General features: G+C 49.0%; 16 protein-coding genes and 1 pseudogene. 9 read left to right on the plus strand and 8 right to left on the minus strand.

Annotation, left to right across the window (positions count from 1 at the left end; all coding sequences use genetic code 11):
- Positions 1 to 571 precede the first annotated feature (571 nt).
- The 4 genes from Abor_RS07155 to oxlT all read right to left on the minus strand — a co-directional run bounded on the left by Abor_RS07155 (position 572) and on the right by oxlT (position 5,571).
- On the minus strand, positions 572 to 1,699 hold the full coding sequence (locus Abor_RS07155; RefSeq protein ID WP_232015207.1) for an OprO/OprP family phosphate-selective porin: 1,128 nt from the start codon (positions 1,697 to 1,699) through the stop codon (positions 572 to 574).
- Between the two features lie 113 nt (positions 1,700 to 1,812).
- Positions 1,813 to 3,405 (minus strand): gamma-glutamyltransferase family protein, encoded by a 1,593-nt coding sequence (locus tag Abor_RS07160; protein WP_048841174.1) that lies wholly within the window; start codon positions 3,403 to 3,405, stop codon positions 1,813 to 1,815.
- Positions 3,405 to 4,361, minus strand: a complete 957-nt coding sequence (locus Abor_RS07165; RefSeq protein ID WP_048841175.1) for a bile acid:sodium symporter family protein — start codon at positions 4,359 to 4,361, stop codon at positions 3,405 to 3,407. The genes Abor_RS07160 and Abor_RS07165 overlap by 1 nt, the downstream gene beginning before the upstream one ends.
- On the minus strand, positions 4,354 to 5,571 hold the full coding sequence (oxlT, locus tag Abor_RS07170) for an oxalate/formate MFS antiporter (RefSeq protein ID WP_048841176.1): 1,218 nt from the start codon (positions 5,569 to 5,571) through the stop codon (positions 4,354 to 4,356). Before oxlT ends, Abor_RS07165 begins: the two co-directional genes overlap by 8 nt.
- A gap of 475 nt (positions 5,572 to 6,046) precedes the next feature.
- On the opposite strand from oxlT, the gene Abor_RS07175 reads away from it, so the two are divergent.
- Genes Abor_RS07175 through Abor_RS07190 form a run of 4 tightly spaced genes read left to right on the plus strand, consistent with a single transcriptional unit; the run spans position 6,047 to position 10,164 of the window.
- Positions 6,047 to 7,354, plus strand: coding sequence for an allantoate amidohydrolase (locus tag Abor_RS07175; RefSeq protein ID WP_048841177.1), 1,308 nt, complete (start codon positions 6,047 to 6,049; stop codon positions 7,352 to 7,354).
- Positions 7,351 to 8,577 (plus strand): pyridoxal-phosphate-dependent aminotransferase family protein, encoded by a 1,227-nt coding sequence (locus tag Abor_RS07180; protein WP_048841178.1) that lies wholly within the window; start codon positions 7,351 to 7,353, stop codon positions 8,575 to 8,577. The genes Abor_RS07175 and Abor_RS07180 overlap by 4 nt, the downstream gene beginning before the upstream one ends.
- Entirely contained in the window at positions 8,552 to 8,800 is a 249-nt protein-coding gene (locus Abor_RS07185; protein ID WP_232015204.1) for a DUF4089 domain-containing protein, read from the plus strand. The genes Abor_RS07180 and Abor_RS07185 overlap by 26 nt, the downstream gene beginning before the upstream one ends.
- Entirely contained in the window at positions 8,797 to 10,164 is a 1,368-nt protein-coding gene (locus tag Abor_RS07190; RefSeq protein ID WP_048841179.1) for an AtzE family amidohydrolase, read from the plus strand. The genes Abor_RS07185 and Abor_RS07190 overlap by 4 nt, the downstream gene beginning before the upstream one ends.
- 29 nt (positions 10,165 to 10,193) lie before the next feature.
- Here Abor_RS07190 and Abor_RS07195 read toward each other — a convergent pair whose 3' ends face one another.
- Positions 10,194 to 11,096 (minus strand): LysR family transcriptional regulator, encoded by a 903-nt coding sequence (locus tag Abor_RS07195; RefSeq protein ID WP_048841180.1) that lies wholly within the window; start codon positions 11,094 to 11,096, stop codon positions 10,194 to 10,196.
- Positions 11,097 to 11,623: 527 nt separating this feature from the next.
- Between Abor_RS07195 and Abor_RS07200 the strand changes: the two genes are divergently transcribed.
- From Abor_RS07200 to Abor_RS07215, 4 genes are all read left to right on the plus strand, one after another.
- Positions 11,624 to 13,891, plus strand: a complete 2,268-nt coding sequence (locus Abor_RS07200) for a TonB-dependent receptor (RefSeq protein ID WP_244877881.1) — start codon at positions 11,624 to 11,626, stop codon at positions 13,889 to 13,891.
- 105 nt (positions 13,892 to 13,996) lie between these two features.
- The gene (locus Abor_RS07205) at positions 13,997 to 15,247 is read left to right on the plus strand and encodes a cation:dicarboxylate symporter family transporter (RefSeq protein WP_048841193.1); all 1,251 of its coding nucleotides are present in this window, start codon (positions 13,997 to 13,999) and stop codon (positions 15,245 to 15,247) included.
- Between the two features lie 21 nt (positions 15,248 to 15,268).
- Entirely contained in the window at positions 15,269 to 16,303 is a 1,035-nt protein-coding gene (locus tag Abor_RS07210; RefSeq protein ID WP_048841182.1) for an Ldh family oxidoreductase, read from the plus strand.
- A gap of 40 nt (positions 16,304 to 16,343) precedes the next feature.
- Complete coding sequence (locus tag Abor_RS07215) at positions 16,344 to 16,727, plus strand: AtzH-like domain-containing protein (protein WP_048841183.1); 384 nt, start codon at positions 16,344 to 16,346, stop codon at positions 16,725 to 16,727.
- 168 nt (positions 16,728 to 16,895) lie between these two features.
- Here Abor_RS07215 and Abor_RS07220 read toward each other — a convergent pair whose 3' ends face one another.
- The 3 genes from Abor_RS07220 to lldD form a co-directional block, all read right to left on the minus strand.
- The gene (locus Abor_RS07220; protein WP_048841184.1) at positions 16,896 to 18,518 is read right to left on the minus strand and encodes a lactate permease LctP family transporter; all 1,623 of its coding nucleotides are present in this window, start codon (positions 18,516 to 18,518) and stop codon (positions 16,896 to 16,898) included.
- A gap of 34 nt (positions 18,519 to 18,552) precedes the next feature.
- The gene (locus tag Abor_RS07225; protein ID WP_084594418.1) at positions 18,553 to 20,091 is read right to left on the minus strand and encodes a carbohydrate porin; all 1,539 of its coding nucleotides are present in this window, start codon (positions 20,089 to 20,091) and stop codon (positions 18,553 to 18,555) included.
- Between the two features lie 112 nt (positions 20,092 to 20,203).
- Entirely contained in the window at positions 20,204 to 21,346 is a 1,143-nt protein-coding gene (gene lldD / locus Abor_RS07230) for an FMN-dependent L-lactate dehydrogenase LldD (protein WP_048841185.1), read from the minus strand.
- A gap of 478 nt (positions 21,347 to 21,824) precedes the next feature.
- Here lldD and Abor_RS07235 point away from each other — a divergent pair.
- Positions 21,825 to 22,715, plus strand: a pseudogene (locus Abor_RS07235) (transposase); the annotation flags it as partial.
- Positions 22,716 to 22,939: the final 224 nt, after the last annotated feature.

Here is a 22,939-nt window from a genome sequence, read left to right on the forward strand (position 1 = left end):
CGACGCCTGCTGGCGCCAATCGGCTACAGGCCGCCCGCCGAAGCTGAACGCGCCTTCTATGAAGATCAGAGCAGACTTGATATCGCTGCCTGATTACTGAACAAAACTCTCTCCGGTAAACCCGGGGCACTTCACTTATCGTCCGAATGCTGAAGGCACTGTTCAGTGTGTGCATAGACGTGCCTCCTATCACCGCAGACGAGCCTAGAGAGCGGATTTCAAAGGCCTGTGCAGAGGCAGCCCTTGCACGGCAGCAGGACGTGCTGAAGAATTTTGCATCACCACAAGTGCAAGCAGCCTTGAAAGAGCGCAGGTTTTTGAAACAGTGCCTTGTGTCAGCTAAGCCGGTGATACGGCCGGCAATGCAGGTTGGAGCATTCCAAAGGTAAAGAAGACCGCACACTCTGGGCAATTAGCTGACGTTCCAGAAAGAGTAAGGTTTCTGGGTTCCTGATAGATGAAAGCTTCCAATAGTCAGAAAGGTCGATATCTCAAACTTTGAAGATACTGCACAACATACAACCCATCACTTAATTCAGAGTAATAATTTCGACGTAAATTTAATAGAAAATCAAAATTTAATTTGTATCATTGATAAAATAGCGTGGAAATTTTCAGGTTTTCTTCCGCCCTGTATTTCTCCATATTCATATTGTAGGGCAATTTTCAAAATATCAACAGGCCACCAGTTCAGTGTAGCAGACCATGCCTGCTGCCGCCCGCCATCTACACTGCCAGAGTGTAAGTTTGACTCAGAATAACGCGCAGCAGCTTCTAACACACCGCTACCGTGGCACAGTAGGTCTTGCTTTTTATCGCAAACAGGAGATGAAAACGCTGCAGATCGAGACTTCCAACTGCGTGGTTTGCCCACAAGGGTGTAGCTGGCCTGCGTGTACCAGCCAGAAAAATGCAGGTGTTGTGTGTCGTTTTCTACTACGCGTTTGGCTACAATGTCATAGGCTTCTCCTTGAAACAAAAACCGTTTCCATGCTGCTGCGGCCTCTAGCCCAAATGCGCCCACAGAGTTAAGGGCAAGCCTGCTTGTGTTTAAGTATTTAGATGTTAAGCCTACATTCATTTCTGGATAATCTGAAAACGCCATTCCCGGTTTTTCACCCGGTGCATGGGCTGCCTTAAAAACCCACTCTCCAGAAAAGCCTACATGTACAAAAAGGTCTTTTGTGCGTACAGGGACCCCAACAAGCCGGAACACAAGCGCACGCTGGTTACCATTTTCGCCCGGCCCCGCCGTACCGGCTGTGCCAGAGAGAGCGACATGGTAGCGTTGGCCATGTGCCTCTATTTGTACAGCTTGGCGCTCAATGCCAGCGGCAATGTTTCTGGTAATGGTAGAAATGCTTGAGCGTTCTATAAACGTTGTATCACCTTGCGCCTGCATAGATTCAAGACCAAAACTGGGCTTAAAAATACCGACCGTAAACACAAAATGTTTTAAGCCAACATAACTGGCCTGCCCTTCAAACAGGCGCATTTGCCCGCCCGGTGCAGGCCCAAAGTCCCATATGCCGCCAAGTTCAATTTGGTTATGTATGGTTATACGGGCGCCATTACGTAAACGGCCGGCCCGTACACCAACACCGGGTACAGGTTGGCGGGTTTGCGCAAAACCTCCAATATCAAGCTGCTCTGTTGCGTAGGGCTTAATGCTTACATCGCCAAACTGTAAAGTAGGCACTGTGGCAGCCTGCGTAGTGCTTAGGCTAAGTATGGCAGTAGGCAGCACAAGCAGTAACGCAAAAAAGAATCTTGTTTTTAGAGTAGGTTTTAAAATAACAAAAATCCACACAGTTAAAACGCTGCAACGCAGCCATCACTTCTGGGGTCAGACGCCCCTTCAAGCACTCCAGTTTGGTGCCGCACAATTGCCCCGGCATGCCCCATCATAGCAGAAAAAGCAGGCACTAACTCTACATCATGCCCAGCGTCTTTAAGCTGCTGCACCACATGGGGCGAGAAATTATTTTCAATTTTCAGAGAAACACTCTCCATGCCCCATGTGCGGCCTAACAGCCAACGCGGGGCTGTAACTGCTTGTTGTAAGGGGGTGCCATAGCGCGCATAGCGTGAGAAGAGCGCTGCCTGCGTCTGGGGTTGGCCCTCGCCCCCCATAGTGCCGTACACCATTGTACGTCCATCAGGAAAACGGGCCAATGCGGGGTTGAGTGTATGAAACGGTTTACGCCCTGGTTTGAGCACATTCCATCCCGTTTCGGCTAACTGGAAAGAGGAGCCCCTGTTTTGCCAGATCACGCCTGTCTGGGGTAGAAAAACGCCAGATCCAAACTCAAAATACAAACTCTGGATCATACTGACTGCCACGCCAGAGGCATCAATAGCCCCCATCCATGTTGTATCCCCCTGTTGGGAAGGGGCCGACCACGGCAAGGCTTTTTGCATATCTATGCTGTCTGCTAGTTGGGTTATGCGCTTTGTGTTGTTTAAAAAGCTTTGCGCACATTCAGTCATAAAAGCCGGGTCACCTACATGTGCGTTTCGGTACAAAAAAGCCTGCTTTGTGGCTTCAACCAGCCCATGTACATGGGCAAAACTTTCAGCATGTGGGGCGTAAAGGGTATCAAACAGCTTTAAAATAGCTAAAGACGCAACGCCTTGCGTTGGTGGGGGCGTGTTGTACAGCGTGCAGCCTTTAGTGTCGGTCTGTAAAGGCTGGGTGAGCGTTGCGCTGTAGGTTGCAAAATCTTGCAGCGTTAAGGGGCTGCCTGTTGCGGCTAGGTCTGCGGCCAGCGCTTTGGCCACTGTTCCTGTATAAAAACTTTCTAGGCCGTCTGTGGCCAAGTGCCGCAAGGTGCGGCCAAGTGCCGGGTTACGGCGTATTTCAGCATGGGCAACCAAGGCCTCTTTTCCGGCATAAGCAGCCATAAAGGCCGGGTTATGCGCCAGTTCTGCCTGCTTTTCTCGCAGTAAGGTGGCTTCACTGTCAGAAACTGCATAGCCTTGTTCTGCGTAATAAATGGCATCTTGTAGTAGGTCTTGCAGGGGCAGGTTAGGTTTAAGGGCTGCACTTTGCTGCAAGGCTTTTTGCCAGCCAGAAACAGTGCCAGCCATGCTGTTTGCCGCCAAGCCACCGCGCCACGGCATGGTGCTATGTCCTGCCTCTTTATAAAGGGCCAGCGTGGCGTTTGTAGCGGCTGCACCGCAGGCCTCTATCACGCAGGTGCGGCCGTCTGGGTAGGCAATAAGCCAAAAGGCGTCTCCGCCTAGCCCTGTCATGTGGGGGTACACGGCAGAAAGTGTTGCCGCTGTGGCAATAACAGCTTCTAGAGCTGTACCACCCTTTTTAAGCACATCAAGCCCAGACTGGCTGGCCAAGTGGTGTGGTGATGTCACCATACCGCGTGTTGCATGAAATGTATGGAGCATCAGACGTCCGAACTATGTTTGGTGTGATAATGGCGGGCAATAAGCGTGCACACAAAAAGCTGGATCTGGTGGTATAAAATGAGAGGTAAAATAACAAAACCAGCAGTAGTGGCAGGAAACAACACATTGGCCATAGGCACACCCGAGGCGAGAGATTTTTTAGACCCACATAATATCAGCGACACTTCATCTTTAGATGGGAAACCCAAAGCCTTGCCTAAAACCAGCGTAATACACAGGACAAGCCCTAAAAGGCTACAATCTATTAACACTAGTGCTCCCATCTCTTTTAAAGACAGATGCGCCCAAATACCTTCTACAACTGCGTGGCTAAATGCGGTGTAAACCACTAGTAAAATAGAAGAGCGGTCAGTAATTGAGATAATTTTTTTATTGCGGTGTGCCCATTTGTGCAAAAGAGGTTGGAGTAACTGCCCCGCTACAAATGGTAGCAAAAGCTGCACGGCAATATCGATTACCGCTTGCGCAGACCATACACCTTGCGTGTGCAAAACAACGGAAACCAAAACAGGTGTTATAAAAATACCTGCGATATTAGACAGGGTTGCTGCACAAATAGATGCCGCAACATTGCCATTAGCCAAAGACGTTAAAGCAATAGAAGACTGCACGGTAGAGGGCAGGCAGCATAAAAACAATATGCCTAGCCAAGTATGGCTGTCTAATAAACCCGGCAGCATGGCATGTAGGCCTAGACCCAACACTGGAAACATCAAGAAAGTGCAGGCCATAACCAGCCCTTGCAGTTTCCAGTTACGCATATTTTCCAATATGGCACGCCGTTCCAGCTTAATACCCTGCATAAAAAACATAACCATAATGCATGCATCGGTCACGTATTCTAAAACAGTGGTAACATTACCTTTGCAGGGCAAAAAACTTGCCAAAAGAACAGAGCAAATAAGGGCCGATAAAAAGGGGTCTATCTTACGCACGGTATGTACTCTGCATAAAGCGGCGGCGCATAGGGCGCAAAACGGCAAAGGCAAGAAAAGCAGTCAACAGGTCACCGCCTATAGCAAGGGCAAATACAGGGTGCCAATTGCCGCTTGCTTGGTGCAGCCATGCAGCAAGTGGGCCACCAAAAATAGCTCCAACACCTTGGGCCATATAGAGCAACCCATAATTGCGTGAGGCATCGCGTGTGCCAAACGTATCGGTTAATGTTGCGGGAAAGAGCGAAAAAATTTCACCCCAGCCTAAAAATACCACACCAGAGAGCAGCACAAAGGCTACGGGGTGGTTAGCCAGTGCAAGCCAGCACGTTAGGGCAATGGCCTCCAGCGTAAATGCAAAAGCCATGGTTTGCTCGCGGCCCAAATGGTCAGACACCCAGCCAAACAAAGGGCGTGTTACACCGTTAGCAACCCGGTCGAGTGTCATGGCCAGCGGGAGTGCGGCAAGGCCCAATATGCTCAAATGCGCCACCCCAAAGTCTGAGGCAATTTGTGCGAGTTGAGAGGTTACCATAAGCCCGGACGTTGCCATGGTCGCCATCATAAAAAACATCAGCCAGAAAAGGGGGGTCTTAACAACATATCCTGTAGTGTAACCCTGCGCCTCGACGGTCTCTTGGGTTGCGTCCTGCACTGGTGTTTTCAGAAAAAATGACGCGACTAACCCGGCCACAATCATAACCAGCCCAAAAACCGTCATGGTGTTGCGCCAGCCAGATGCGGCCAATAGGTGCGAGATAGGGAAGGTGGTGACCATTGCCCCCATGCCGTACCCGGCCGCCGCCGCCCCTGCTGCCATGCCCCGGTTTTTAGGAAACCACTGCATAAGCAAAGACACAACACCCACATAAACAATACCGGTGCCAACACCGCCAAGGCCACCATAGGTCAGGTAGAGCATGTTCAGGCTATGCACATGTGCCGTTACAACCCAACTGGCTCCGGTTATAATAATACCAAGCATAATAAGACTGCGGGGGCGTATATGCTGCGCAATCCAACCCTGAATAGGGGAAAACAGAGTTTGCAGCACAATCAGCAGCGAAAAAGTAATCTGTAACGCGGCAGCATTGGTATTAAAGTCTGTTTTGAGCACAGGGGTGAAAAGCGTCCAAACATATTGCGGAGATGAAATGGCCCCCATGCACAAAAGCCCCGCTATCATCTGCTGCCATTTTACTGCAATCATATAAAGGGCGTCTCCGCAAAAAAAATATTGACGTTGCTAGCAGTGTGCTAAATTTTTGAGTGCAAAATCTATTTGCTTTGTCTTTCTGTAGACTTTGCCGTGGTGGTGCATAGTGCAAAGCGCAGGCTAACTTTGTCAGGAAAACAGGGAGAGGGTAAGGGTGACGGAAAACCTGATTTTGCCGTAGGGTTGCCACCCGTAATTCTAGAAGTGCTGTAGCCTAACTGGTGCAGGAGAGGGCTCTTTCCGTCAAGCATCATGGTGCATATCCGAAACAACAAGAGCGGTGTAGGCGGGGAAGGCAGGCTCTATTCTGGCCCATTCCAGCGGCTATTTTCACAATGGCGCAATTTTAGCACTTATAGAGACGAATTTTTATAGCGGCTAATGGGCTTGCCTGCCTATTTTTGCGGATGCAAAGAGGAAAGGTAACGTATCGTCGTAATTCAGTCGTGCGCTGGAGCATTTTTTTATTATGTCACTTGGCACCCATCCTTCCCATGGTAGTTGCTCAGGCGAGAGTGGTGGGATGCGCGCTGTTGCACGGTGTGGCCTGCTTGCTGCCCCGCCTTATTCTCAAGACGAAACCGGGCTATTCCGTCCCTATTTAAGTGCAGCCCACAAGGCTACTCTTGCCACTGTTGCGCTCTGGATGCAGCAGGCCGGAATGTCGGTAAGACAGGATGCGGCGGGTAACATCATTGGCCGTTACGAGGGTATTCGTCCTAATGCGCCCGCTCTACTTATCGGCTCACATCTGGATAGTGTTCGGAACGCTGGCAGCTATGATGGGCCACTTGGTGTTATGCTAGGTCTGGAATGCGTCGCGTATTTTGCCGCGTGCGAACAGCGTTTTCCCTTCGCGCTGGAGGTGATCGGTTTTGGAGATGAGGAAGGATCACGTTTCCCCGTTTCCATGCTGACCTCGCGTGCCGTGGCCGGGTTGCTGCCTCATGCCCCGCAGGACATGGTAGACACACAAGGCGTATCTCTTTCTCAGGCATTAGAGCAGTTCGGGCTGCCTTTGCGGAATTTTGTGCAGGCAGCTCGCCCGCCGCAGGATATTGTGGCGTATCTTGAAGCGCATATAGAGCAAGGCCCCGTGCTGGAGGCTGAAGGCAAGGCCGTAGGTGTTGTGACCGGTATTGCAGCGCAGTACCGCTTTCTGGTGCGTATTACAGGGTTTGCAGGACATGCGGGAACCATGCCCATGTCCATGCGGCAGGATGCACTGGCTGCTGCGGCTGAGGCCATTTTGATTATTGAACAAACAGCCCAGCAGGGTGCGCAGGATCTAGTAGCAACTGTTGGCAGCCTGAGTGTGTCACCCGGTGCACCCAATGTTGTGCCGGGTGATGTGTCTTTCACCCTTGATGTGCGCGCAGGTACGGAAGCGGTCAGAAACGCTGCGGTAGAACAAATCCGTATGGCTCTGGCAGCTCTTGCACGCCGGCGTGCAGTAACGGTTGATATTGTCCAGCAACAGGACTTGGCCTCCGCCCCTTGTGATGAGGCGCTGACACAGCATTTGGGTGATGCCGTGCGGCAGGTCACGCAGGAGCCTGCTCGCCAGTTGGTGAGTGGTGCTGGGCATGATGCTATGGTCATGGCGGCTCTGGCCCCCATGTGCATGCTGTTTGTGCGGTGTGAAAAAGGCATCAGCCATAACCCGGCTGAAGCTGTAAATTCTACAGATGTTGAAACGGCATTGCAGGTGATGGTGCGTTTTATAGAGAATTATGCTGGATCTTTTGGGACAAAAACGGAGCAAATGGCCGGATGACAAATACTTTTTTTGGTCAGATTGACCCGCCCCAACGTCTGCTTATGGGGCCAGGGCCAGTAAATGCCTATCCTCGTGTTCTGCGTGCCATGGCGGCAGATATGCTTGGCCAGTTTGACCCGGAAATGACAGCCTACATGAATGAAACCATGGCGCTATACCGCAATGTTTTCATGACGCAGAACCAGTGGACATTTCTGGTGGATGGCACCGCCCGTGCAGGCATTGAAGCGGCCCTGATCTCTTTGGTCGAACCGGGGGCAAAACTGCTTATTGTGTCTGCTGGTCGTTTTGGTTTGCTGCTGTCAGAAATTGCCCTGCGTATTGGTGCAGAAATCTGCACACTTGAGCTACCCTGGGGGCAAGTTGCTACCCTTGAGCAAATTGAACAGGCACTTATCACGCATAAGCCGCAGGTTTTTGCCTGTATCCATGGTGATACCTCCACCACAATGGCGCAACCGCTTGAAGGCGTAGGCGCCCTGTGCCGCAAATATGGCGTGCTGTCCTACGCCGATGTTACGGCAACTCTGGGGGGTATGGAGGTTGCCGTAGACCGCTGGGGTATTGATGTTGTGTCGGGTGGTTTGCAAAAATGCATGGGTGGGCCTCCGGGTTCTGCGCCCATAACCATTTCAGACCGTGCAGCCCAGCATATTATGGCCCGCCGTCACGTTGAAGCCGGTATCCGTGGGGCTAATACGCAAGATGGCGCCCGACCGCGTATTCCGTCTAATTACTTCGATCTGGCAATGGTTATGGATTATTGGTCCGAAGACCGCCTGAACCATCATACCGAAGCAACCACCATGCTGTATGGTGCCAGAGAAGCCGCCCGTATTATGCTGGAAGAAGGGCTTCCAGCGCGTTTCGCCCGCCATAAATCCGCAGGGCAGGCGATGGTGGCCGGAGCGAGGGCGCTGGGCTTGCAGGTGTTTGGCGACGATGCTCACCGTATGACCAACGTGACGGGTATCTGGACACCTGAAGGCGTGAAAGGTGAGCAGGTACGTGCCCAGATGCGTGAGGATTTTGGTATAGAAATCGGCACGGCTTTTGGCCCGCTTGCAGGTAAAATATGGCGTATTGGGGCTATGGGCTACAATGCAGCTAAACCCAAGGTGCTTCTTACCCTTGCAGCACTAGAGGCCTGCCTGGCTGTGCAGGGCTATAAAGCACAACGGGGTGCCGGGGTTGATGCTGCAATGGCCACGTATTCCTGAAAACGTAAACGCATTAGCGCAAGGTGCGGGAGCCGTTATGAAAGCAGAAGAGCAGAGCGTAGAGCGGTTACACGTTTTGGCACAGCAGATTGGCCTTGACGTTCCACAGGCCTGCGTGCCGGGCACGCTGTCCAATATGATCTTGTTGGAAAAATATGTAACCCTCATTATGGAACTGCCGTTGCCAGATGTCTGTACCCCTGCGCCAGAGTACACACCATGAGTGAGTCCATAGCTCAGTTTGCGGCACAGATCCGTGCAGGTAAAATTTCACCAGTGCAGCAGTGCATGCAGACACTGCATGCGCTGGAAGCGGGTAATAAAACCTACACTGTCGCAACGCATATACTGGCTGAACGTGCCTTGCATCAGGCACAGGTGCTCGAACGCAAAATAGCTGCGGGACAGGATGTTGGGCCTCTTGCAGGCATACCTTTTGGTGTGAAAGACTTGTTTGACGTAGCGGGTCTGGTGACCACTGCAGGGTCTACAGTTTTGCAAAACAACCCACCTGCGCTCAAGGATGCTCTGGTTGTCTCCCGTTTGTGTGCGGCGGGCGCATTGCCTGTTGCGACACTGAACATGGATGAGTTCGCCTACGGCTTTGCAACCGAAAATGCTCATTTTGGCACTACCCTCAACCCGCATGATGTGCGGCGCTTGGCTGGCGGCTCATCCGGTGGGTCTGCTGCAGCGGTTGCGGCGGGGCTTCTACCTTTTACACTTGGGTCGGATACAAACGGGTCCATCCGGGTTCCGGCCTCCTTGTGCGGAGTATGGGGGCTACGGCCCACGCAAGGGCTCGTACCGCTGGAAGGCGTTTATCCCTTTGCGGCCAGTCTGGACGTGATAGGCCCGTTTGCCCGGAGTGCGGCAGATATCCAAAGTGTGGCAGAGGTGCTGGCAGGGCAGTCATTTGCGTTTGAAGGGCACGCAGGCAGCATCAGAGTGGGTGTGCTGGGGGGGTGGTTTGCACAGGACCTTGTGCCAGACCTTCAGGCTGGCCTAGAGATGATTGCCGGAGCATGTCCCTCTGCCAGAACTGTCACGCTGCCAGAAATTGCACGGGTAAGAGCAGCATCGTTTGTCATTACGGCGGCGGAGGGGGGGAACCTTCACCTTAATCGCCTGAAGCAGACCCCCATGGCCTATGACCCTGCCACCCGGGACCGCCTGTTGGCCGGGGCCTTACTGCCCGCAGCAGCCGTTATTCAGGCACAGCGTATTCGCACATGGTTCAGACACCTTATGCATGATGTATTTGATACGGTGGATGTGCTTATAGCGCCTGCAACAGTTGGCCCAGCACCCCTTATAGATCAGCCAACCATTATGGTAGGTGGTAAGGCGGTTTCAGCGCGTGCCAATCTTGGGCTTTTTACACAACCACTCAGCTTGGCAGGTATGCCTGTTGTGTCTGCCCCACTTGCACCACAGCTTACGCCCAATACGCAACTACCTTTGGGCATACAGCTTATTGCGGGCCCGCATAAGGAGAATATGCTGCTTGCCTTTGCACAGGAGCTGGAGCGTAAAGGGCTTTTGGGCTTTCCTGTAGCCCACAGCCAGCACCAGCGGGTTGCGTAACAGCGTGAAGGCAGGGTGCTGCAAGGCTGTTAAAGGTCTTGTACGAAAAACTGCTCGACTTCAGAAATAATCAACCGTGCCGCCATGGAAAGCTGGCGTGAGCGGTCAACACACAAGCAGAGGCTTAAGGGAGAAAGCTTTTTGTTATGTATGGGGGTAAAGGCAAGCTGGCCTTTGTTAATTTCATCATAAGCATCCAGGTAGCTTAAAATACCTATACCAACGCCTTCTCCCACCAGAGACTTAATCATCTGAATATTATCAGCGCGGGATACTGCCTGAATTTTTATGCCTGTTTCAGCTTCCAGAAGTTCTATAGGCCGCCATAGCGCTAGCGGTGCGGCTGGCACGACCATGGGGTATTCTGCACAGACGCTAAATTGAGCCTCTTTCATTAACGCAATGGGGTGGTCAGGCTGCGTTACAAAACCTAGTGGAATGGTTTTGTGTGATCGCACAAACAGCTCACGCATATGGGCCGGGTTAAACATCAAGGCCAGATCAGCCTGCCCACTGACCAACATTTCCCCCATAGTCTTGCTAGCCCGTACATGCACATTCACGGTAATGCCTGGATGTGTTGCTCTGAGTTTGCCAAGCAGCGTGGGAAGAAATCCCTTTGTCAGGGCATCCGGTATGACAATATCAGCGGATCCTTGCCGCAAGCCTTTCAGATTATCAATTTGGGTGGTTAGGGTAGAAAGGTCTCGGGTCCAGCCTTTGCAGGAACTCAGCAACAATTCTCCAGCTGTTGTCAGGCGTAGGCCGGTTGGCAAGCGTTCAAACAAAAGCGTACCGAGCTGGCGTTCGCCCTGTAGAATCTGTCTGTCTACAGCAGAGGCCGCAATATGCAGTTCATCTGAAGCTTTGCGGATGGAGCCATGATGCGCCACAGCCATAAAATACCGAAGGAAGCGTGAAAACACAGGCATGAGGAACGCTCTCTTTTTGCGAACAGGCAAGACCAAATATCTTCATATACGAGAATGCTGACGGAGGGAAACCGTTCCTACACCGTATAGATCTGCTGACTTGGTTGAAGTGATCCATGCCGAAAATAAGAACGGTAGAGAGCAGCTCTATATAAAAATTAGTCTTTGTAAGTGCTTAATTTGTGGTGGATGGAAAATATCTTTTTAAATCATTATGTTAAGATGATTTTTGGTAATGGGCTTTGCTTCTATCAAGGCTTGAATAGTTATAAAATATCTCTTGAAATTCAATATATTTATTATTTTATATAGTATTTTACGAAATTAGTTAAAAAAATCTCTTATTTGACACATATATAAGACCTTGGTTTATATCGGACTAGAAATAATATCGCTTTCACAAAATCTTGCCTCTTTCAGGTAAAGATATGAGAAAACAAAAACTATTCTAACGATGGAGTTGGAAATCAATGTTCTGTTATTTGAATCCTATTTTGAAAAGCAGAACCGGCATTGCTGCTGTTCTTATGATGACTTCCAGTTCTTTCGCAATGGCTGCTGGTGCGCCGCATGTACGCGTTGCAAAACATGCTGGTACATCCAAAGCAAAAACCCCTCATCATGTCTCATCCCCGCTTTCTTCGCGTCAGGAAGAAAGCGTGCAGGTGTCTGTGCGCCGTGGTGTGCAAGGTGTTAACCAGCATAAGGCGGACTCAAGCACCATCCTGACGCGGCAGGTTCTGACCGAGCGCAACGTTAGGGTCATGACGGACATAGTGCGTGTTGCTCCTAATCTGACCATTCAGCCCTCATTTGGGAGCTCCGCCCTTAACTTTGCGCTGCGGGGTATTGGGTTGATGGATTTTACTCAGAACAACACCCCCTCTGTCATGCCTTATATGGACGGTGTGGCGTATCCGCTTAGTATCATGACCTCTGGTATGCTGTTTGATATTGATGGGGTGTCCGTTAGCCCCGGTCCGGCAGGTTTTACCCACGGACAGGCGACCACAGGCGGCGAGATGGAGTTTCGTAGTGGTGACCCCACGCAGCAGTTTCATGCAGGCATAACAGAAGATATTGCAAGCTACGGCCGCAACCGTGTTGAAGGTTATCTTTCTGGCCCGGTCTCCCGCTCAGTCTCGTACCGTATTGCAGGGCAGTCTCTTACCGGTGGTGGTTTCCAACATAATTCTCAGGGGCAGGGTTATGGTAACGCCAATCTAGGTGCTCTCAGAGGCAAACTGCGCTGGCAGATTGATGAAACGACCAGACTTGATTTTGGTGGCCACTGGACAACAGATCAGTCTGAAACGTCTTCCGGCCATAACATGTATAACAGCTATGGTGTGCCAATTTCTTCTGACCTTATGCAAACTGAGTGGGGGCTTGATCCACGTTTTGCAAAAATTCTTGGCATAAATGGAAAGAACACCAAACCACGTGAAGATAATATGTTTTGGGGGGCGAATGTACGCTTCACCAAAGACTTCTCATGGGCCAAGCTTACGGCATTGAGCGCCTACGAATCTTTGGAAGAGCACGAACTGACAAACCAGACAAACTCTGTTGCGTCTTACGGCAATATGTTCCGCAACAATCAGTCCAACGTGTTCTCTCAAGAGGTCAAGCTGGAGTCAAACCGCCCGCAGGACAAGTTCCAGTGGCAGGTTGGCATGTATTACAGTCGCACAAGTATCTCGCAGAATTTTTGGTATGATTCCCACGATCGGCCCAATACAACGCCGCTTAACAAGACAAGCTATACACAGGGTCAGCAGAATTTTAATCAGTATGTGCAGCTATCATATCAGATTTTACCTAAGCTGAAGCTTATTGGTGCAATTAACCATGAGTCTGACGACCGGCGGATCATGAACGTTACCAGCACGAACTATAACCTGAACACAGGTGCTGCCACCGGTAGCACCAATTTTGGGAATGCCGGTGCCCTGACCAACCAGTTTGCTGGCCGCGTAGGGGCGCAGTATCAGTTTAAGCCTAATCTCATGGGTTATGTTATGTTCAGCCGCGGTTTCAAACCGGGTGGCTTTAGCGCGAACATTACCCAAAGTGCTACTCAGATTAAGCCGTTCAAACCAGAGCAAGTGCTGACGTATGAAGGCGGCTTCAAAAGTATGTTCTTTGACAGGCGTTTACGGTTTAACGCTGCTGGTTTTTATTATGACTACCGGGATCAACAGGTGTTGGGCACCATTCTTGTGCCGCCCTACGGCGCGTTGGGTGGATATGTCAACGCACCACGGTCTTACGTGTATGGTGCCGAGTTTGATATGCAGGTCACGCCGTTCCGTGGGCTGAACCTTACGCAAAACTTCGGATATCAGCATGGGGTATATTCGCGTTTTTCCAGCCTTAACCGACAGGCAACCACCAATCAGTTTAACGCTACGGGTATTTGGTCTCCGGTCAATACAACCTATGACGGTTATTCTATGGGGCTTGCAAACCTCACGCTCAGTGGGGCCGCTACCTACACTTGGAATGTGCTGCACGACTATAAGATGACGTTTGATGCTGACTATAACTACCGCGGAGCACAAACACAGCCACAGCATATTGGCGATGGCGGTATCTATCGTGCTCCCGCCTATTTTTTGGTCAACAGTTTTCTTGAATTCTCAGCACCCACGCAGCACTGGTCAGTTGCCGTGTATGGGCAAAATTTGGCAGATCGTCGCTACTGGCTTTCAGGTGGCACCCAAGCTACTTTCTACGGCGTTATGCCCGGTCTGCCGCGTTTTGTTGGGGCGCGTATGAACTTCACTTACTAAGTTTTGTGGGGAGGAGTGCAGAGCACCTCCTCCTCTTACTGCTGCCTTTCAGTTGGAAACATCTTCATGAATTTTGCGGCTTTGTTCTCCCGGTGCTTTCTGCGTATGCCCAGTTTGTTTTCTCAAGTGGTTATTGCTACGGTTCTAGGGTTGGTAGGAGGAATTTTCTTTCCGTCTTTTGCGGAAGATGTCCGTTGGACAACAGCAATATTCCTGCGTCTTATCGTTATGGCGGTCGGGCCGCTGCTTTTTTGCATTGTGGTGCTTGGTATTGTCGGGGCGGGTTCTCTCAAGACCGTAGGCCGTCTGGCCGTGCGGTCTCTTGTGTATTTTGAGGGTATGACAACATGCGTTCTACTGGCTTCGGTCGCAGCCGCATATCTATGCGGGCTGGGGCGTAGCATTTCTTATGTTAGTACGCAGCAAGATGCCCAGCTTATTTCCTCTTATGGAGGAAGTGCCGCAACGCTGCATTCTGGCGGATTCAGTGGCTTTATTCTGTCTTGTATTCCGCACACACCGTTTTCTGCCTTTGCTGAAGGTAATGTGTTGCAAATTTTGTTTTTTGCAATTTTGAGCGGATGCTGCTTGAACCAAATGGGGCAGGCAGGCGCCCCTCTTGTGGCACTAGTTGAGAGCATTTCCACACTATTTTCCCGAATTATGCGATGCGTTATCAGTTTGGCCCCTTTGGGTGTCTTCGGCGCAATGATGCTGACAACTGCTCACTATGGCATGGATACAATTTTCCATCTGGCTGGTTTTGTTTTGTTTTATTTTCTGTTTATTGCAGCATTTATCGTATTTGTATTGGGTGGTTTCCTTCTTGCCTGTGGCGTTAATCCTATACAGTTTGCACGTTACTTTCGTGAAGAAATTTTCATTGTGCTGACCACAACCACATCAGACGCTGTGTTGCCCAGTATTATGGAAAAGCTGGAAAAGATGGGTGTGGAGCGGCAGGTCGTTGGTCTGGTTGTACCAGCGGGGTATTCCTTTAATCTTGATGCTCTATCAGTCTATCTGGGTGTTGCGGTTATTTTTTTGGCCAATGCTACAGGTACGCATCTGGCATTTTGGCAGCTTGCCACAATGCTGGTGACTGCTCTTATCGCCTCCAAAGGGGCGCATGGTGTGCCGGGTATGGCTATTGTAGTCTTGGCGGCTACGCTGGCTTCCGTGCCCTCTATTCCATCAGCAAGTCTTGTCATGCTTGTTGCAGTTGACTGGTTTATTGGCATTGCCCGCGCAATAGGTAATTTTGCCGGAAACTGTGTGGCCCCAATTGTCATTGGTGCGTGGGAGAAAAAGCTGAACCATGCACAAATCCGCCTTACTCTTTCTGCTCATTCCTAATTACAGACGGATTTTCAGCTTATGACAGAACATACTGTCTGCGTGCCTGCGTCCCTGCTTGAAGGGCGGGTTTTCCAGTATCTCTGTGAGGCTGGAGCTTCTACCGTATCTGCTCGGGCGGCTACACAAGCGCTCATGCACGCCTCTCTTATGGGGGTGGACAGCCACGGCGCGCGCCTGGCCGTGCATTATGCAACCATGCTGCGTGGGGGGCGTATCAACCCCACCCCCAACCTGACCCTTACACAAACTAGCTCCGCTGTTACGTTAATGAATGCAGATAACGGGTTGGGGCATTATGCCGGGTACCAGGCTATGGAAAAAGCGTGCGAGCAGGCGCTACAGGCCGGAGTAGGGATATGCAGTGTAGCCCATTCCACTCATTTTGGAGCAGCTGGAGCATATGCCTTGCACGCTGCCAGTCAAAACATGATTGGTATCGCTTTAAGTAATTCTGATGCAAACGTGGCATTGCACGGTAGCACGGTACCTTTTCATGGCACAAACCCGCTTGCTGCGGCCGCGCCGGTACAAGATGGCCTACCGTGGTTTTTTGACACAGCAACCTCTTCTATTCCGTTTAATAGAGTGCGCCTCTATCGATCACTCGATAAACTTTTACCACCCGATGTTGCTGCAACACAAAATGGTCAAGTAACCCGGAACCCACATGATGCCTTCATGCTTTTACCACTGGGGGGTGAGAGTTACGGGTTTAAGGGGGCAGGCTTAGCAGGCCTCATCACCATACTCTCTGCTGCCCTGTCAGGGGCGACACTTGATGCGGACATGATTCCCATGACCGATACTGAAGACCATAAAACCTACAGAAATGTTGGACATTTTTTTATGGCTATAAACCCGGAAAAATTTCTTGGTGCCAGCCATTTTAAACACATTATGAAAACTTACCTTGCGTCTTTGTCTGTTTGCCCGTCGACTACTCCAGGTGTGCCAGTTCTTTATCCCGGAGAACGTGAGTGGCAGATACGAGATGCTCGCTTAAACCAAGGTATAATTTTAGATCAGCAGACTTATAGCACTCTGTTTTCTTGAAAATTTGGCCAAAACCGTAGAACCGATTGAGAGAGACAATATGTTTCCCACGTCTTCAGAATTACTACAGACACTCTCGGCGTTGTCAGACGCATATGAGCAGGCCTTGGGTACGAATGATTTAGAAAAACTAGACAGTTTTTTCTATGATGGCCCTGAAGTAGTAAGGTATGGTGTGGGGGAAAATCTTTATGGTGCAGAGCAGATTGCAGCCTTTAGGCGTGCCCGGCAGGGTGGTTCTCCGCCTAGAACGGTCTTGCGGCGCAGTATTACCCCTCTAAGCTCTCACGTTGCCATGATAAGTCTAGAATTTCAAAGGCAGGGATCACAGAGCATCGGTCGGCAGACGCAGACATGGATTAACACGAACACTGGTTGGAAAATCATTGTCGCACACGTGTCAATGATGAAAGAATATTCATAGTTCCTGCTAAGCTCGATACTCACTTAATGGTGTTTAGAAGGATGGTAGTAGGAATGAATTGCCCCCTCGCTTTTGAAGCAAGAGGGGGATACTCATTTCCCAACGGGTACAAAACTATTATAAATCCATTATTGAACCCTCCAATTGGTCTTTAATATCTCTAAAGTATTAATTAAAAAGTAATGTTTGTCCTACAACAAGCAAACCAACAATGCCAACGAGTAGTAGGCTCCATTTAAGAGTAAATTGCAAAATTTCACCTTCTTTACCTACAATATTCACAGCAGCGCAGGCTACTGCGATGGATTGGGGTGAAATCATTTTGCCAACGGCACCACCAACCGTATTAGCCGCTACCAATAAGGCACCACTTACATGAATTTGCGCCCCTGTGGCGGCTTGTAACCCTCCAAACAAAGCATTGGAAGAGGTATCTGAACCAGTAAGAAAAACACCCAACCAGCCAAGAACAGGAGAGAGAAACACAAAGAAAGATCCGGTTGATGCAAACAAAAGCGCAAGTGTTGCTGAAACACCAGAGTAATTTGCTAAAAACGCAAATGAGAGCACCGTACCAATGGTGTATATTGGGATAAGCAACTCTTTTAGCGTTTCAAGGAAAATAGAAATGGCCTGTGCAGGTTTTATTTTTACAATAAAGGTAGAAATAATTGCTGCCAGCATAATACTGGTGCCAACGGAAGAAATGGGATTAAACTGGAAAAAGGCGTGGTAAGGAGTAGGCTTGGACGTAACAGGGGGCATTTTTATAATAACATCATGCAATAACGGAAACCGAAATGTAAAAGATGTCCAAGACAATGCACCGTCTGGTTTAAAGAGCGACTTGAATGGCCCAGAACTCCAAATTGCTACACATACTGTCAATACTGCAAAAGGTGCCCATGCACGCATAATTTCTGCGGCTGAAACATTTTGCTCAGCAGCTTTTTGTTCTGTTTGTATCTTTTTGTTGGCTGGTTTCCATACCCTTAAAAAAACAGGCAATACCACTAAGGTTGCTAACGCTGCAACAATATCAGGCAGTTCTGGCCCTACAGATAACGCAACGATGGTTTGCACCCCAGCAAAAGTAACAGCAGCGACAAGCGTGGGTAACCATACCTCACGCAGGCCACGTAAGCCATCAGCTATAAAGACAAGTATAAAGGGTACCGCTAAAGAAATAACTGCAAGAGAAGGCATAGCCTGATGCGCTATTAAAGAAGGATCTGTATTTATAACCTGTCCCCCCACAATAACCGGTATACCCATTGCTCCAAAGGCACCCGGTGCAGCATTTGCCAAAAGACATAAACCGCCGGCAATAATAGGAGAAACGCCAAGCCCAACTAAAAGAGCTGTTGTAATGGCTACAGGTGCACCAAACCCGGCAGCCCCTTCCAAAAAAGCTCCAAAGGCATAGGCCACAAGAATAATTTGTAGCCGCTGATCATCTGTAACTGCGACGATAGATTTTCTGATAATTTCAAAATAACCGGATTTAACAGAGAGCTTATAGAGAAAAACTGCCCCCAGAATAATCCATGCAATTGGCCACAACCCATATAAAAAACCATATCCCCATGAGGCCACAATGCAAGCAACAGGCATATGATAAAAGGCAAGAGCGATAATAGAGGTCAGAAGAACCGTTAGTGTACTGGCGATGTAACCTTTTATGCGTAAGACAAGTAATGTAATAAAAAAGAACAAAATAGGTAGCATAGCCACTGCGCTAGATAACAAAATATTGTGCGCAGGGTCATAGTTTTGAGACCAGCTTGACATGTTATATCCTTTTTTAGTTTATTTTCACAAAATATTAGAGATTTCCGATAACTTTTAAACCAACCAATGTTGCATTCGGAATGACCGAAGTTTCGCCGGGGCGCATCTGATATTCAAATGAGGGTTGAATAAGTAACCCTGGTGCAACAGGAATACCGTAGTAAGCTTCTAGTATGGCAGTGTGAGACTGTGGGCCATTGACATTTGCGCCATAGGGCAAGCCTGCTATTCCCTTTAGCCTTTGCCCTAAATTGAGGCGTGATCCTATCTGGTAATAAGAATACATCACACCAAAACGGTCAAAAGGTCGGCCAGGAATAAGCCCCAAAAGTGACGTACCCACATAAACCTGATCTGAAAACACTGAAACCTGAGGAGTGTTATGAATATAGCCAGCCATTAAATAGCCCCCCGCCATTTGATGGTTACCGTGGCTTCTATAAACCATTTGGTCTGCTTCAAAATAAAACGTATCTCGGCTCTCGGGTCTATGTTGATAATACTGCCCCATTAGGGAAGTTGGGATTGTACCTACCATGTCTGTATAACCAGTTGTGTCATGACCAAAGCCAAACTTATAATGCCCAGGTAATTTACGCGGGCCTATAAAGGGCTCCCATGTAACTTCAATAGGTAGCATAACGCCTGTTGCTTTCTCACTCCCCCAAGACCAGCCTGAAGGGTTTTCTGTAAGTGACGCAGATTCATAAACACCAGTTCTTACAACTAAGTCTCGTGTCGGACGTAAACGTAATGTGCCGCCCCATGTTGCTTTGGGGTAAACACTCCACCCCTGTACTCCCTTAAGTGCGGGTGGTGCTGAGCACTGAACCATAAATGTGCATAATAATACAGATGTACCGTAAGTATGTGTTAAGGTAATACGACCTAAGTTTATATCAATTTTATTATGCATGAAGTTTTTTTCGACATAAATATCTGCCAAATGGGCTGCCATATGGCCAGACATACTGTAGACTTCAGATAATAAAATACGATGATCTCCCACATGATCGTAAGATACTTCGCGGCCAGCACGCTCCATAAGCACAGCGTGCAAACTCCATCCTTTCCAACCAAACATTTTTTCAAAATCAAAGTTATTTACCCAAGTGAGCTCATGGGCATAAGACATACCCTTACTAACACCTCCACCCACATTGGCCATTGCCTCGCCTTTGTACGAAAACTGAAAGCTATAACCTCGATCCATCATCCATTTGCGAGGTGATTTAAGCTGCGGTACAAGGTTACCAAAAGCCTGAGTTGGAACAAAATACCCCGCGTTTAAGTCACGCTCGCGTAAAGCATCATCTGAATGATTTAAAAGGTAAGAGAGACTGACAGTATTAAACAAAGCTTCAAGCTGATTAGGGTCAGAATGATGTAAGGGGGTGGGCTTTTTATGCTCCTCTACACCAGCAGGTACGGCTATAGGCACCGGTGTCGCAAATCCTTTTCCCCACGGGATGCTCAAAGAAAGTGACAAGTATAAACAATAAAGAACGTATATTCTTATGGTTTTAGACTGAAACATAGCAAATGCATTTTGGCAAAATAAATGCGTGCCCATACCAGGATATCTCCCGTGGGTTTTATAAATATAATGAGAGAAAGAAGCAGTTTATTCGGGCAAAGACAAAATGACTTTTATAAGTCTATCATGCTTTGCCCTATTCCTAGCTTTATTTTACAAGTTGCTCTATGCTGCTTGCTGTTATTTGATCAATGGAGCTAGCACCGGTTAGGGTCATGGCAACACGTAGTTCGTTGGTCATAAGTGTAATCACGTTTTCAACACCAGCTTGCCCTGCTGCGGCCAGTGCATACACAAATGCCCTACCCAGCAGCACAGCATCAGCCCCCATAGCGACCATACGCGCTATGTCCAAACCGCTGCGTACGCCTGAATCTACTAGTATTTTTAAGCTATCTTTCACAGCATCTGCAATGGGGGGGAGAGCCCGCGCAGTAGAAAGGACGCCATCAAGTTGGCGGCCACCATGATTCGAAACAACAATACCGTTTGCACCAAAACTTACAGCGTCTCGAGCATCTTGCGGGTCAAGAATGCCTTTGATCACCATATCACCAGTCCAAAATTCTCTTATCCATTCTAGGTCTTTCCAACTAATGGAGGAATCAAAATTATTGGCAAGCCAACCAATATAATCTTCCAGTTTTGTAGGCTGTCCACGGTATGTTGAGATATTTCCCAAATCATGCGGGCGCCCCCGCAACCCAACATCGTATGCCCATTCCGGGTGGGTTACAGCCTGCAAATAACGACGATAAACCGCAAACGGCCCAGACATACCAGAATGTGCATCACGGTAGCGTGCGCCTGGTGTGGGCATATCAACAGTAAAGACCAGCGTAGTAATGCCTGCGGCTTTTGCGCGTTCCAGCACATTTTTCATAAAGCCTCTGTCTTTTAAGACATAAAGCTGAAACCAGATTGGCTCCCGCACGGCGGCCTGCACTTCTTCAATTGGGCAAACAGAAACCGTAGAAAGTGTAAAGGGAATACCTTTTAGACTTGCTGCTTTAGCGGCCTGCACCTCGCCCCTACGGGCATACATGCCTGTTAGTCCAACTGGTGCGAGTGCTGCCGGTATAGCAAGTTTACGTCCAAACAACGAAACTTCTGTGCTTAGACCAGAAACATTTTTTAAAATACGTTGGCGGAGTGCTACATCTGCCAAATCAGATGTATTTCTATGCAATGTTCTTTCAGCATAAGACCCACCATCAATGTAATGAAACAAAAATGGAGGCAACCGACGGCGTGCAGCTTCTCTATAATCTGTAGCAGACGATATGATCATTTTAGATCCTAAACAATTGCACTAGGCTTAAACCGAGTGGCAGGATTGACGTTAATCGAACTGTCTAACGATGCTTTTAGTCTTTAGGAGTCTCCTCCCAGCCAATCCATGTTTGAAAACGCCGCTTAGCATATGCACAAAATATGGATTTATTCACATGTTTGAGAAAATGTAATTATATCAGACATATAGGCTTTTAAGTCTTATTGTAATCTGGCATACACAATGATAGTTCTCGCGCAATTGTGAGAATGCGTATCATTATTATTTGTGGTTCAGCCTATTCAAACTCAATAGTTAGTTGGAGGGTTCGAAGAACCGTGAATTACAGACTTCTTTGCCTGATTTTAGGGGGAGTAGGGCGGCATTAATCCGCTCCAAAAGAAGGAAACGGCGCATCTGGAGGGTACTAAAAACCTTTTGTTTTTCCGCCATTCTCTGTGATTCTATCTCTTGTGTATGACTGGAGGAGTGGCTCATGACGCAGCCTGGTTTCTTTGATGTTGAAGGGCGGCTTGCTCGGTTGAGTGGACTCGGTGACCAACTTGAAGCGTTTTTCCGGACTGTGGATTTTGAGATGTTCCGTTCGGAGTTGAACGAGGCACTGGTCTATTCAGACGGAAGCAAGGGCGGTCGCCTGCCGTTTGATCCAGTGTTGATGTTCAGAATTCTGGTCATCCAGATGTTGAACAATTTGCCCAAGGAGCGGACGGAATACCTGATTAACGACTGCCTGTCCTTCATGTGCTTCCTTGGTCTGGGGCTGTCGGATCGCGTGCCGGATACCAAACACAGTCTGGCTGTTGCGCGAACGCCTGATCCAGGCGGATGCCATTGAAACACTGTTTGATCGCTATAATGCCACCCTGCGGAACGCTGGTTACCCGCTGATGTCAGGTTAGATCCTGGGTGCCACACTGGTAGCAGTTCCCAGGTAACGTAATACCAACGCCGAGCAGGCTGATCTGCGTGAAGGACGGATCTCACAGGACTGGCAGGCAAGCCGTCAGAGCTGCTCTATAAAGATCGTCATGCGCGATGGACGCAGAAGTTTACGCAAGCAAAGCGTCAGGATGACGGGACGATCCCGTTCACGGATCTCGCCATCCCACTCCTTGTCTATAAATCGCATATTTCCATCGACCGGAAATTTCGGCTGACTCGTCAATGGAAGGCGACCGCTGCCGCGGCCAGCGATAGCGACAGACTACGCAAAGGCCTGCTGGATAAAACCAATATGACATCAACAGTCTGGGGGAATACAGCCTACCGCTCAAAAGCCAATGAGGACTTCATGGAAAAGCATGACTTTGTCTTGAAGGTTCACAAGAAAAAGCCTCATCTCAAATCCATGCCGCGCTATATACAGTGATCCAGAGCGTGAAACTATCACTCTGTTCAAAATGTAGAGCGAAAATTATCATCCAGAACCTTTAATGCCCGCCTACTGCCCTAAAATCAGGAAAAGAAGTTTGTAATTCATGGTTCTTCGAACCCTCCAGATCTTAAAAGATCGCACCGTATGAAATCGATTTTAGCTCTTACCCCAGAGGAATAGCTTATAGTGACAACTCTTCTCAAAGAGTTTGTGAC

Source organism: Acetobacter orientalis, assembly GCF_000963965.1.
GTDB classification, from domain to species: domain Bacteria; phylum Pseudomonadota; class Alphaproteobacteria; order Acetobacterales; family Acetobacteraceae; genus Acetobacter; species Acetobacter orientalis.